This window comes from Sphingobacterium spiritivorum (genome assembly GCF_016725325.1).
Classification (GTDB): domain Bacteria; phylum Bacteroidota; class Bacteroidia; order Sphingobacteriales; family Sphingobacteriaceae; genus Sphingobacterium.
In genome coordinates this window covers 3341789-3354951 of the sequence record NZ_CP068083.1, presented here as the reverse complement: position 1 = coordinate 3354951, position 13163 = coordinate 3341789, and the positions used below count along the sequence as shown (strand labels likewise).

Annotated in this window: 18 protein-coding genes; 7 read left to right on the top strand and 11 right to left on the bottom strand. The window is 38.4% G+C overall.

From position 1 onward, the window contains the following. Positions 1–79: 79 nt before the first annotated feature. Together I6J02_RS14075 and I6J02_RS14070 are read right to left on the bottom strand one after the other, a co-directional pair. Positions 80–337: a hypothetical protein gene (locus I6J02_RS14075; protein WP_201678495.1), complete on the bottom strand. Its 258-nt coding sequence runs from the start codon at positions 335–337 to the stop codon at positions 80–82. Next, positions 334–972: a hypothetical protein gene (locus tag I6J02_RS14070; protein WP_201678494.1), complete on the bottom strand. Its 639-nt coding sequence runs from the start codon at positions 970–972 to the stop codon at positions 334–336. Before I6J02_RS14070 ends, I6J02_RS14075 begins: the two co-directional genes overlap by 4 nt. 263 nt (positions 973–1235) lie before the next feature. Between I6J02_RS14070 and I6J02_RS14065 the strand changes: the two genes are divergently transcribed. From I6J02_RS14065 to I6J02_RS14035, 7 genes are read left to right on the top strand one after another with little or no spacing between them, the layout of a single operon-like run. Further along, positions 1236–1595, top strand: a complete 360-nt coding sequence (locus tag I6J02_RS14065) for a hypothetical protein (protein ID WP_201678493.1) — start codon at positions 1236–1238, stop codon at positions 1593–1595. Continuing rightward, a complete protein-coding gene (locus tag I6J02_RS14060; RefSeq protein WP_201678492.1) occupies positions 1596–2099 on the top strand; it encodes a hypothetical protein in 504 nt (167 codons plus the stop codon). Further along, positions 2089–2718: a toxin-antitoxin system YwqK family antitoxin gene (locus I6J02_RS14055; RefSeq protein ID WP_201678491.1), complete on the top strand. Its 630-nt coding sequence runs from the start codon at positions 2089–2091 to the stop codon at positions 2716–2718. The genes I6J02_RS14060 and I6J02_RS14055 overlap by 11 nt, the downstream gene beginning before the upstream one ends. A 2-nt stretch (positions 2719–2720) precedes the next feature. Next, on the top strand, positions 2721–3980 hold the full coding sequence (locus tag I6J02_RS14050) for a hypothetical protein (protein ID WP_201678490.1): 1260 nt from the start codon (positions 2721–2723) through the stop codon (positions 3978–3980). A gap of 1 nt (position 3981) precedes the next feature. Further along, entirely contained in the window at positions 3982–4332 is a 351-nt protein-coding gene (locus tag I6J02_RS14045) for a type II secretion system protein (RefSeq protein WP_201678489.1), read from the top strand. Continuing rightward, positions 4325–4825, top strand: coding sequence for a type II secretion system protein (locus tag I6J02_RS14040; RefSeq protein WP_201678488.1), 501 nt, complete (start codon positions 4325–4327; stop codon positions 4823–4825). Before I6J02_RS14045 ends, I6J02_RS14040 begins: the two co-directional genes overlap by 8 nt. Before the next feature lie 7 nt (positions 4826–4832). Further along, entirely contained in the window at positions 4833–5987 is a 1155-nt protein-coding gene (locus I6J02_RS14035; RefSeq protein WP_201678487.1) for a type II secretion system F family protein, read from the top strand. 251 nt (positions 5988–6238) lie between these two features. Here the strand turns inward: I6J02_RS14035 and I6J02_RS14030 are convergent, their stop codons facing one another. From I6J02_RS14030 to I6J02_RS13990, 9 genes are all read right to left on the bottom strand, one after another. Next, on the bottom strand, positions 6239–6670 hold the full coding sequence (locus I6J02_RS14030) for a hypothetical protein (RefSeq protein ID WP_236581908.1): 432 nt from the start codon (positions 6668–6670) through the stop codon (positions 6239–6241). 261 nt (positions 6671–6931) lie between these two features. Continuing rightward, positions 6932–7114: a hypothetical protein gene (locus I6J02_RS14025; protein ID WP_201678485.1), complete on the bottom strand. Its 183-nt coding sequence runs from the start codon at positions 7112–7114 to the stop codon at positions 6932–6934. A 203-nt stretch (positions 7115–7317) separates the two neighbouring features. Further along, positions 7318–7614: a hypothetical protein gene (locus I6J02_RS14020; RefSeq protein WP_201678484.1), complete on the bottom strand. Its 297-nt coding sequence runs from the start codon at positions 7612–7614 to the stop codon at positions 7318–7320. A gap of 65 nt (positions 7615–7679) precedes the next feature. After that, the gene (locus I6J02_RS14015; protein WP_201678483.1) at positions 7680–8189 is read right to left on the bottom strand and encodes a hypothetical protein; all 510 of its coding nucleotides are present in this window, start codon (positions 8187–8189) and stop codon (positions 7680–7682) included. A gap of 6 nt (positions 8190–8195) precedes the next feature. Beyond that, on the bottom strand, positions 8196–9263 hold the full coding sequence (locus I6J02_RS14010) for a tail fiber protein (protein WP_236581907.1): 1068 nt from the start codon (positions 9261–9263) through the stop codon (positions 8196–8198). Between the two features lie 3 nt (positions 9264–9266). Continuing rightward, positions 9267–10319, bottom strand: coding sequence for a tail fiber protein (locus tag I6J02_RS14005; protein WP_236581905.1), 1053 nt, complete (start codon positions 10317–10319; stop codon positions 9267–9269). Positions 10320–10322: 3 nt separating this feature from the next. Further along, positions 10323–11294: a hypothetical protein gene (locus tag I6J02_RS21810; protein ID WP_236581904.1), complete on the bottom strand. Its 972-nt coding sequence runs from the start codon at positions 11292–11294 to the stop codon at positions 10323–10325. Positions 11295–11303: 9 nt separating this feature from the next. Further along, the gene (locus I6J02_RS13995) at positions 11304–12119 is read right to left on the bottom strand and encodes a hypothetical protein (RefSeq protein WP_201678482.1); all 816 of its coding nucleotides are present in this window, start codon (positions 12117–12119) and stop codon (positions 11304–11306) included. Between the two features lie 11 nt (positions 12120–12130). After that, complete coding sequence (locus tag I6J02_RS13990; RefSeq protein ID WP_317191821.1) at positions 12131–13156, bottom strand: hypothetical protein; 1026 nt, start codon at positions 13154–13156, stop codon at positions 12131–12133. Positions 13157–13163 lie beyond the last annotated feature (7 nt).

Sequence of the window (13163 nt, the reverse complement as noted above, 5' to 3'; positions counted from 1 at the left end):
TCTTATGTATTGTTACGTCATTGGCAGAACCCTTGTCTATCTTTATTCCAGAACACTTAACCTGTTTTAGAATTCGCATTTAGTAAAGATTGTTGGATATGTGCAGAGGCACACCTTTATTCGTTGCTCCTTGAAGATCGAAATGTAAGGTCTTATTAGGAGTTCTTATACTAATTAAGTTTTTCCCAACTTGTTTACTAATTGTAGCAACTTGCTCTGCAACGATAGGTACCTTCTTAGTTGCAACTTCTCCAACGTTTATAGCCCAGTTTATATAATCCACTAAATCATTTTCATTTTTGTAAGCAAACTCAACTGTCGATATAAGATTTTTCAATTATATGTAATGGTATCTTTATAGATTACATTCCATAGCGAATCAGCCCAAAAGCGTTTGTCATCAACATTGTATTTATATTTTGGTTGCCCCCTTGTATTCTTAACTTTTGACAATCGATTAAAATAGTAGTCTTTTATATCCTCTTTTGCAATAGTCAAATTGTAATAATTAATCAGACTAAATTTTTCAAACCAATTCAATGTTATTATATTACCTTCTTTTCTCTTCGCCATGTAACAATAAGCATCATAGTAAAATTCATCTTTTTTGACAGGTAATAACTGCTTTGATACGGGATTTTTTACAAGTACAAAAAAAACCATCTTATCAAAATCAGGACTATACAGAATTGTATCAAGCATTATTTTTGCTGAGCCTATATATTCCTCTTTTTTAAATGAATACGTCTTATTTTTTAGAGCATCATTCAATTTATTCAAAATTTCGACGCAATCATTGGTATACCTGATAGGATGCATATGCACAATACTTAAAAATTGCCTATCCGTACCTTCTCCCCCTCCTTTACATGTAATAAGATTAGACACAAAGACTATTACTATAAACAAACTGACAATTCTAAGTTTCAACGACATCACATTTATTGTTTTACCCATTGATTTCCATTCCATATATACTTACCCTCTTCTAGATTTCTTAAGAAACAAATAACAATAAAAATTCTACGAAAAAAAACATTACCCAAACAAAACAAAAATAACGAAACTACAACTAAAGTAAAACAGAATTTAAAATAAAAGAAATAAAAAAAACGTTAAGAGTAAATAAGAAACATCACAACCCTTACAGATGCTACATTTCAAAAAATAACCCCTTAACTATTCACCCCTATTCATCAAATTTCTTATCTTTATGAAATAATATTAACCCGAATATGAAGATACCATTCCTTATTGCTGCTATAGCTTTGTTTAGCTCATGTGCTGATTTTATAGAATACCCTTTAGAGAAGGAACAGGTAGCTCTTCTTGGTCCTGCAGACAATTTTTCTACTGCAGATACACTGATTACATTTTGGTGGGACACACATCAGGATGCCAAAGCTTACAGACTACAGATAGTAAGTCCGGATTTTGAAAAGGTCGGAAGTGATGTTATCGATACACTGGTTGCAGGAGATAAAGCCAGATTGCCACTCAAAGCAGGAGCTTACACATGGCGTGTACGGCCGGAAAATAATGGCAGCGTAGGGATTTACACTTACCGCAAGCTGGAAATCAAGGCAAAGAATTAAATGAAAAACAAGGCACTGACATATGGACTCATTATTGTAGTGATCGCACTGTGGGGCTATATTATCTACACCATATTCGCTTCAGTATCTGAAGACAACACAACTGCGGTTATACGGGCTTCAACAATAGAAAATGAAACTGTCAATCTCAACTATTACCGGATCAAAGATGATGTACTGCTGACTCTGGATTATGAAGACCCTATGCTCAGAGGCATGGATATTCCTCAGGAAAATACAGATGCACCAGCTGTAACCAGCCCTAATCCGGCTGCTTATTTTACTCCGGCTCCTGTACTTCCACAGACTAAAGTAGATTATCTGGGTTATATCGAAAATGAAAATGGCAGAAATGCAACAGCCATCCTGGCTATACAGGGCAAACAAAATATGGCCAATGCGGGAGATCAATTGCAGGGTGTAAAAGTGCTGCAGATCAAAAGCACCTTTGTAAAAGTTCAGGTAGACGGCGAATCCAAAATTATATATAAAGATGAAGATTAGAATTTATTTAACCTTGCTCGGCCTTTCTCTGGTTTTATCATCGGGAGCGCAGAAAAGACAAGAGGTACAATACAACCGTTTTACCATAAACGGTGAAGACGGGTCAAAGCAGATTTTTTTTGCGGAAGACAAAAGAATAAATTCAAAATCTGACAGAATATATTCCTGGTATGCCTCTAATAAAATAACACGTACTGCCGGAGGATTCAGCGGTAAACTTCTCGACGGAGAGTATACCCGCTATTATCCCAATAAAAATCTCGCCGAGAAAGGTATTTTTAAGTTTGGCCTTAGAAATGGTTTATGGCGTAGCTGGTCTGCTGAAGGTCTGCTGACTAAAGAATCCAACTGGGTAGAAGGTATAGAAACAGGTGCATTTGTCCAATATAACTCCGATGGCAAACAGGAAAAGAAAGGAGAACTGAAAAACGGAAAATTGCACGGTGCTATCCAGCTATTTTCCGGATCAGACAGTACATCTGTACAGTACTACAACGAAGGAAAATCCATCTCTGAGGAAGAGTACACCAACAGCAATCTATTCCGGAAGTCCGGAAGTTATCTTGGTCGTACACTCGGTAAACTGTTTAATAAAAATAAAGAACCCAAACAGAAGTAATTATGCTGAAGGCCGCAGCATTACATCTGGCAATTATTATCTCGCTGATCATAACGCTTATTCTGGGATCTATGCTTTATCTGGCCTTCTTCTTCAGAGATCAGACAGCACGATTCAACCGTTATGATCTTCTTCAACAGGAACTGGAAGCCGGCGTCACCATTATGCAAACGCTTGATTTTCCATATACCTCCGGAGACAGTGTTCTGCATTCTGTATTGTATTCCGGAGACTCCATTTCGGTGAACAAGCAGCAATGGGGAATATTTGATATCGGATATGTCAGAAGCTATATTCAAAAAGACACTCTTCAGAGAGCTTTTATGATGGGTATACCATTGCAGGATAGTCTTGTTCTGTATGTAGCGGATGAAGACCGGCCGATATCTGTAAGTGGCAAAACCGACATTGTGGGTAATGTCCAGCTTCCTAAAGCCGGAATTCATCCAGCCTATGTGGACGGCAAATATTACTCCGGACATAAAGATATTGTACAGGGAAAAAAGAAGGACAGCGAACGTCAACTTCCCAAATTACAAAAGAAACGGCTGGATCATATACAGCAATTATATGATCTGCTGGATAATGAAGATTTAGCTTCTATTCCGTCAGGCAGTTTAAAGGAATCCTTCTACAGGTCTGCAGCACAATACAGAAGTATGGAAGCACTGAAACTGACTGCAGACAGTATATCCGGACATGTCATTTTAGTAGTGGACAGCACTTTACATATCTCCTCCAATTCAGCTATTCACAATGCCATAATTGTCGCACGGTCCATCCACATTGAAAAAGGTTTTAAGGGCAGTGCCCAATTCTTTGCTTTGGACTCCATTATGGTAGAAGATGAGGTACATCTGCAATTTCCATCTGTGTTGGGGATTGTAAAATCGCCAAAAGAAGATTCAAGACCTCAGATACGTATTGGTAAGAAATGTCGTATCGAAGGAACAGTGTTCTATTATGAAGATAAACGCTCGCCTGTACCAGCTGTTGTCTCGGTAGGAAAAGAATCTATAATTTCAGGTGATATGCTTGTATACGGCATGTTGCAGTATGATAAGCCTGTACAGTTTATAGGGACTACTTATTGTTATCGTTTTCTTGTCAAAACACCGGCTTCCATTTATGAAAACTTCCTTATCGATCTGACCCTGGACCGCAAGAAATTAAGTCCTTACTACCTTCGCTCTTTTTTATGGGATCCTGCACAGAAAACAGTTTCTGCTTCACTTCTTCAGTCGCTGAACAATGGTCAATAAGATGAATATATCTTTGCGGGCATCTACTCTGGTGGAGGTGCTGATTGCATTACTGATTATTATGTCTGTATTTGCAGCAGGAATGGTTATATTCGCTAATATAAACAAAGCATCCCGAAGCCAGACACAGCAGCAGATAAAAATGCATCTCAAGGATCTGCAAAAAGAATATGAAAAGTACCCTGTCGCAACAGAAGAACATATCATCAGAGACAGTATTGCCTATACCATTCGTATTGTGGCCAATCAGGATTATCCCCGATTAAAAAGAATAACTGCTTCTGCCCGACATCCTCACAGCGATCTTATTTTGGACAGTTTAGTGGTATTAAAAGAGAACAGAGATGAATAAGGATAAGTTAAAAGCATTTACCCTGATTGAGATTACGATAGCAATGCTTATAGCAGCTGTAGTAATCGGTCTCTGCTATTATACGTTTCAACTGTTTATGAATCTGTCGCATGAACAGCAGCAAAAGAAAAATGAGCAATTTCAGGCAGAGCTTTTACAGCATCTGCTTGTCCGGGATTTTGACCATGCAAGAGCCATTTATCTGGAAGATGAACGGTTAACAATACAGGATAGCAGCGGAGAGATAAAATATACACTCTCCGCAAATCATATCTTACGAAACCAATATGATCTTCGTACAGATACTTTTCAGATGAAAGTACTGGAACACAAAGCTGAATTTGAAGGTCCCAAATTACCCGACCCAAACCTGATCAACCGACTTTCCTTACAGCTGCAGCAGGAAAAACAAACATGGAGTCAATCCTTATCTAAGAACTATACGGCACAGCAGCTGATGCGTATAGAAAATCTGCAATACTCTTTTAATTAACACGATTATGCCGAATATTGACATCTCCCAATACAAGAAAAAGAAAAAAACGACAACTGCACGACCACCTGTTACTGATCAGGAAGCAAGCATATGGTCGTTTATGAACAAGGATATCAGTTTTGGAGATGGTCAGTTACCGGATCGTAAAAAAGAAGAATTTTACCTTGAACTGAGCACGCTTCTGTTGTCGGGAGTAGACCTGAGGACATCCTTTGATCTGGTTTTACTGGAAAAAGAAAAATCCAAGAATGGAAAAATTTTTACCGGCATAAAAGATGAAGTACTGAAAGGAGATGCACTTTCTGAAGCCATACGTAAGACAGGTAAATTCAGTGATTATGAATATTACAGCATCAGGATCGGAGAAGAAACAGGCAAATTAGGGCAAGTCCTGAAAGAACTGGCTCAGTTTTATAAAAATAAGATCAGCCAGCGCCGCAAGATTGTATCCGCGCTAACTTATCCAGCTATTGTATTTTCAACTTCAATAGGAGCTGTATTCTTTATGCTGAAATTCGTTGTGCCTATGTTTGCAGATGTCTTCACCCGATTTGGTGGTCAGCTCCCCTGGATTACAGCTTTTATCCTCAAGGTTTCTAATTTTCTGGATCAGACATTCTGGGGATTTATCCTGATTGTTCTTACAGTAATGATTATTGCCTATGTCAACCGTAAGAAGCTGTGGTGGCGAAAAGGTTATGCCAAAGTACTGCTTAAATTGCCCTTGTTCGGAGATATTGTGCGTAAGATACATCTGGCCAGATTTGCCAATACCATGCGTCTGCTGGTTAGTACGAATACGCCTCTGCTGACCTCTATACAGCTCGTACAGCAAATGGCAGATTTTTATCCTATTGAGGACTCTCTACGGCAGACGGAAGGATTTATTATGCGAGGCGAATCATTACACCAGTCACTGGGTAAATTTTCCTTCTATCCGGCAAAAATCGTACAGCTGATCAAGGTTGGAGAGGAAGTAAACCGACTGGATTTTTTCTTTGAAAAAATAGCTGATCAATTGACCGAAGAAGTAGAATACCGTACCTCCACCATCTCCAATTTACTGGAACCTTTTATTATTATTTTTCTCGGATTAGTGGTCGGTCTGATTCTGATCGCCATGTACCTTCCGATGTTCCAGATGAGTAATAGTTTTTAGAATAATCAAAATGAAATTCATACTTTACTATCCTTATTTTTAAGTTTAAATAATACGTTTTATTCTCTGATAGCTCATTCTAAAGAACCAGTTATTTGTTGACATACTTAGATTGCATATTTCTATTTATCTAGACTGTGATATTCAGGAATTAAAAAACAATTTTCTGAATATCGCAAGGATTCCGGATGATTTTCATTTCAGCTGTCCTAGATAGATTAGGGTAAAAGTTATATCGGACAACAATGATTCTAACTTTTATCTTTTAACTTTCTGTTATGATATATCACGTAGCTTACATAAATTAAGATTAAATAATAATGTATTTGAAATATTCTTGAAGGGTAAAATTCCAACATTTTTTCATATAGTCTAATCTTTATGTAATCAATTCCTACATATTCTAAAAACAAAGGTTCTACAAAATCTGTTATTTTGTTTAATGATAACAGGATTAATAATGAAATAAGTATTAGACTTATTTTTATTTTAGGCAAAAACTTCACAAATATTATTTCACCAATAATAACAAAGCTAATTAAGCCAAAGAAAACTACTTTCCAAATATCCAAATTTTCCGAAAACAAAAGTGTTAAAATCTTAGATGCCTGAAAACTAAAATCAATCACTTCCCTCAATAAGAAAACAATCAAAATTCCTTTTAGCAAGATTTTATCTGACATTTCATTTTTCATCAACTTCTTAAATTTATAGTCTAATATTTCAAACTACTAATTTACTTTGCTTCTTCTTATTGTTACAAGTGGTATTCAAATACCATGAGTGTCCCCTTTTTAATTTTGTCTTTTGCTACTTTTTCTTTTTTTAAAGCTTTCCGATATTTCTTCACCAAGGTTGGAGAATTTTTAACAATATCGCCAACCAATTTCTTACCATTAGTAGGCTAATTTTATTTACTTACAAAGTTAAAATAGTTAATTAAATTAACAAAAATCACTATTTCCTTTTGTTGCATTTATAATTTCCAAAGGTGTCCAGAATTCATACCATTTCATAATAAGATCTTCATCCTTAAATTCTCCTGCATATAATGCTCCTTCTAATTCGTTTACCAAATCAAAAAAAATTAGTTTTCCAGTACGGAAATCTGCGATTGATCCAATCATTTTACGCCAAAGTCTAGATCCGAGTTTCCATTTTGTATATGTAATGGTGTTTCCTCCTACTTAAATATACCACGTAAATAAACCGACACTTTTAATAAAAAGCCGATCGTCTCTTACAGACATCATTATATGTGAAAACTGCATGTGTATTCTATCAAAGACTTACTCTTATTCCTTTCTCGACTAAAATCATATCCCACCATTTAACAGTCACTTCGTATTTTTTCTATAAAAAAAGTATTATTTCCTACAACTTTATGTGCAAAATATCCAGGTTCCATATTCGATACAGAAAGTATCGAATTGTCAAGATTGACCATTTCTTGTATAGAAACAACTCGATAGTCAGATTCTGCTGCTTCCGTATCGCCAACAAATTCCCACATTCCATCTTCTAAATGATGGTATATCCTTGTTATTTGCTCATCTTTATTCAAGACAAATAATGTCGTCAAAACGGCCTCATTTGGATCTGAAAAATAATTATACAATTCCATCATAAATTATTACTTGATTTTTTTTTAATTCTCCTCTTTGGAAATAACTCTCATGTTTGAATTAGAGTTCATTCCATTATTCTTCTTTGATTGTTTATGGTCAATATCTCTCCCTGATTTGCTGTAGGTATGGGAGTAAACGCATAATTAATTATTTCCTGACCTGTTTTAGGAGTATGAAAATACACCCCTGACGATCCACTTAAGAGCTTTTCATCCGGGCCACCCATCACAGTTCTGCTGATGGTATATATGCCGGATAGGCTCCACCCTAATCCAACCTCTGTCTCTCTCTGACTAACTTTGATCCCTGAAGCATGATAGTTTAAACTGAATGGCAGGCTCTTGCCTCCAACTGAAATTTCAAACAAAGGGATGGAAACAGGAAGTACACCAGTGTATTCTGCTGCAGGATACACCCCATACTTCCCAAGTTCTGCAGCATTTGGTGGTTGCGGATCAGGTAAACGAATTACTTCAGGCTTTTGCCCTGTCGAGCCTTGTGCTCGTGTTTCATATTGTGTTAAAAAAACACAAACAATTGAGATAACAGTGTATAAAATATGGTTACTTTTCATCAGATTCTATTTTAGGTTTATTCTGTTCAGTTGCTGCTCAATTTCAGAAATACGTTTATTCTGTTGCTGCAGCTGATTTTCCTTTTTAATAAGATGAAGTGTCAGCTCTTCTACTTTCTTAAGCAGAAGTTTATTCATCTCGCCTAATGACACCCCTTCCTTTTCGGCTTCTGCAGCCTTTGGCATATCCGGCAGGTGGCCATGTTCTTCGATGTAAGTCTGAAGCTCGGAAAGCGATCTCAACTCATAGTCTTTCTTAAATACATAATCCGGCCAGTTGGCAGCTTCTACTTTGACTTCCTGTGAACGGATTTTACCGTTTACTGCCAGATCATACTCCCGCGGGGTACTGGTTTTGATACCAACTTTTCCGGAGAAATAGGCTACATCGGCCTGACTTTTATTGATTCCCAAAAGTGCTTCTATGGTCGGCTCATTACCATCTACAACCTCTGCCCTCGGGCCATAGAAATACTGACGATCATTTGGATTAGTATCGTAATGAAGATAAGTTCTGTGTAAAGTAGTGGTGGCTAAATCAGGAAACTTAAAGTCCTGTATTTCGGCGACCTTTGTTCCTGTGACACCATCATATAAACCTCCGTAATATATTGTAGACGGATCAGCACTCCCATGAATATAGCCCACTGCCAGATACCATCTATCCAGTTCGGGTAAATCACCATACCAGAAATAAGGATTAGCATCAGGTACATTATTAAGTGTATTTACATTCCGACAACCAAAGTAACTGTGACCATCTGTAGAATTCGTTTTCTTCAACCAGACCGTAAATCGATACATTTTCCGATGATCGATTTCAAAAGGTTTGGAATTCCATCCCGCATTCGCATCATTTATTCCCCCAACTCCTTTCCATAATATTACGCGGTTACCATAGGGTCCGACACCCCATTCTCTTATACTGTTACCTGGATCTCCATGCACCTCCAAAAAAGCAGTACTACCGGTACCTGGCACCCAATCACTGAGATTTACAATGTTCTGGGCAAGGGTATAATGACAAAGCAGCATAAAAGCTATAAAACTGGTAAGAGAAAGTGTGATTTTCATATTCTATTTTTTCTGAAGTAATAACTGGTTTATCTGCACTTGTTGTGCTTCATTATTCTTTTGCATTTGCAGAATATACAGCGTCAGCTCTTCTACTTTCTTCAGTAGAAGTTTGTTCATTTCGCCTAATGACACACCTTCCTTTTCGGCTTCTGCAGCCTTTGGCATATCCGGCAGATGACCATGTTCTTCGATGTAAGTCTGAAGCTCGGAAAGCGATCTCAACTCATAGTCTTTCTTAAATACATAATCCGGCCAGTTGGCAGCTTCTACTTTGACTTCCTGTGAACGGATTTTACCGTTTACTGCCAGATCATACTCCCGCGGGGTACTGGTTTTGATACCAACTTTTCCGGAGAAATAGGCTACATCAGCCTGACTTTTATTGATTCCCAAAAGTGCTTCTATGGTCGGCTCATTACCATCTACAACTTCTGCTCTGGGACCGTAAAAATATTGACGATCATTAGCATTAGGATCATAATAGAGGTATGTTCGTTGGAAGGTCGCTGTAACATAATCAGGAAACTTAAAATCCTGTATTTCGGCGACCTTGGTTCCTGTGACACCATCGTATATACCTCCGTAATATGTTGTTGACGGATCAGCACTTCCATGAATATAGCCAACGACCAGATACCATTTATCCAGTTCGGGTAAATCACCATACCAGAAATAAGGATTAGCATTAAGTGTATTATCTAAGTTATTTACATTTGCGCAACCAAAGTAACTATAACCATCTGTTGAATTCGTTTTCTTCAGCCAGATAGTAAAGCGGTACATTTTCCGATGATCGATTTCAAAATGTCTGGAGTTCCATCCTGCATTAGCATCATTTATTCCTCCAACTCCTTTCCATAATATTACACGGTTACCATAGGGTCCGATGCCCCATTCCCGGATATTATTAGCCGGGTCTCCATTAACCTCCAAAAATGCAGTACTTCCGGTACCCGGTACCCAATCACTGAGATTTACCAGGTTCTGGGCACAGGTATAATGACAAAGCAGCATAAAAGCTATAAAACTGCTAAGAGAAAGTCTGATTTTCATATTCTATTTTTTCTGAAGTAATAACTGGTTTATCTGTGCCTGTTGTGCTTCATTATTCTTTTCCATTTGCAGAATATACAGCGTCAGCTCCTCCACTTTCTTAAGCAGCAACTTATTCATTTCCCCTAATGACACCCCTTCCTTCTCAGCTTCTGCAGCCTTTGGCATATCCGGCAGGTGGCCATGTTCTTCGATGTAAGACTGGAGCTCAGAGAGTGGCTTCAGTTCATAGTCTTTCTTAAATACATAATCCGGCCAGTTGGCGGCTTCCACTTTGATTTCTTTTGCCCGGATATTTCCATTGACGGCCAAGCGTTCTGTTGGTGTAGTTGTACCAATACCGGTATAGCCATTAGCTAATACAGTGACCTTGGAAGCCCCGTTTGTAATAATGGAAAAGGGATGATTGGTATGCGTACCGACTATACCGCCTGCAACTGCTCCATAATACCCGCTTTCATGTGACCACAGACCACTTCGCGCGACTCCTGTAGTCACCAGCATCTTGGCATGCCCTTCTCCGTTGACCTGAAATGCTCTGTCCCAACCCTCGTTATTATCAACGGAAGTCGTCCCTAAAAGCAAATGGCCATTTTCATCCAGACGCATGCGTTCGGTATTGTTATTAGTATTAAAGGATACAAATCCCCCGGTTGTAGAAACTCCTCGGTGAAAATTGATCGCATTATTGATCTGCCCGTAAAAACTATGGATAAGGGAAAAGCTCTTGCCTCCTATCACATTTGTTCCTGTACCCTGAATTCCAAGAAAAGTTCCCGATCCAGTATCATCTCCTTCTTCCAGTCGGCCAAATATAGTTCCTAAAGCACCATACTGAATATGTGTACCAACATCCAATATTGCTTTTGGAGAGGTTGTTCCTATTCCGACCGGACCTGATGCAGGAAATGTATTCTGTGCATTTGCAATGTTAACACATAAGAGTAAGTACAAACAAAATTTTAATGTTTTCATAACGGATTATTATTTATTGGATGTTAATTTTTGGAGAAGAAGTTCTAATTCCTGTTGTTTCGTCTCGATATCTCTAATTTTTTCACTTGATGTTTTTATCTCCTTATCCTTTTCTATAAGATGCAATGTCAGTTCTTCGACTTTTTTCAGCAACACCCTATTCATTTCTCCAAGAGAAACTCCATCCGTTTCAACCTGCTTAGCAGAAGGAACTTCAGGAAGATGCTTATGTGTTTTGATATAGAGCTCCAGATCTGATAAAGTTGGTAAAGTGTAACGTTCTTCAAATACATAATCCGGCCAGTTGGCAGCTTCGACTTTGATCTCCTGCGCACGGATATGACCGTTGACGGAAAGAAGTTCACCTCTGGAAACAGTTGTTCCCAATAACAATTTTCCTTTTGCATCCAGACGCATACGCTCAATATTGTTATCGGTATTAAAGGTTAAAAAACCTCCTGTCGCATCATCCCCTCTTAGAAAATTAATAGAACTATTAATGTATCCGTAAAAGGAGTGTTCAAGAGCAAAACTTTTCCATCCATACTGCGTACTGTATTGGGTACCGTATCCGCGCACGCCCAGAAAGGTACCTTCTCCTGTAACATCACCTTCAAGCAACCGGCCTAAAACCGTTCCCAATTGGCCATTATGAATATAAGGGGCAGCTACGTCCAATATCGCTTTTGGAGAGGTTGTTCCTATTCCGACCGGACCTGAAGCCGGAAAGGTATTAGTCTGTGCAAATCCCTGTGCAGACATTGTAACATAACACAGCGTAGCTATTACTCCGGTTCTGGTTAACTTTCCTAAGATAGTTTTCATGGTTTTGAAATTTAATTTTTCTTTAACGTGTCAATTTGTTTTTGCAGATCAATAATATACAGCGTTAGTTCTTCGATCTTTTTCATCATGAGCTTGTTCATCTCCCCTACCGAAAGACCGTCCTCTTCTATCACTTTGGCAGAAGGAACTTCAGGAAGATGGCCATACTGTTTAATATGATTTTCTAAGCCCTCCAGAGACTGTAATTTATACTGAGGCTTAAATACATAGTCCGGCCAGTTGGAGGCTTCTACTTTGACTTCCTGCGAACGGATCTTCCCATTAACAGCAAGATCATACTCCCGTGGGGTATTCGTTTTGATACCTACCTTACCTGAGAAATAAGCAACTTCACTCTGTCCCTTATTTATACTCAGCAGCGCTTCTATTGTCGGTTCATTACCATCTACCACTTCCAGTCTCGGAGCATAAAAATATTGACGGTCATTAATATTGGGATCATAATAGAGGTATGTACGATGATTGGTATGCCAGCTGCCAGGTAAAAATTTGAAATCAACCATATCTACCACTTTTTCTCCTGTAGTACCATCGTAAATTGCTCCAAAATGTTGAGTGGAAGGATCATCCGCAGCGTGAATGTATCCGACCAGCAGATACCAGCGATCCAGTACCGGCAGCTCCCCTTGCCAGAAGTAGGGATTATTATCCGGCACATTATCGAGTCCCGCAACAGATACACAACCAAAATAAGTAGTCCCGTCGCGTGAATTTGTTTTTTTGATCCAAACAGAAGAACGATACATTTTTTTATAATCTATTTCTACCGGGTTACTATCCCAGCCTCCGTCACCGTCAGCATTTCCTTCCGGACTCGCTTTCCAGAGTACGACCCTATTAGCATGTGGCCCGACTCCCCATTCTCTTGTATTTTCGATCGTCTGACCATTCTGATTAAACATTCCCGCTGAACCAGCTCCTGTCTTCCAGTCGGTTAGATTTAATAAATTCTGTGCATAAGATAATGATGATGACCCAGCCAGCAAGAGTCCAAATAAGTAGTATTTTATGTGCATTTTCACG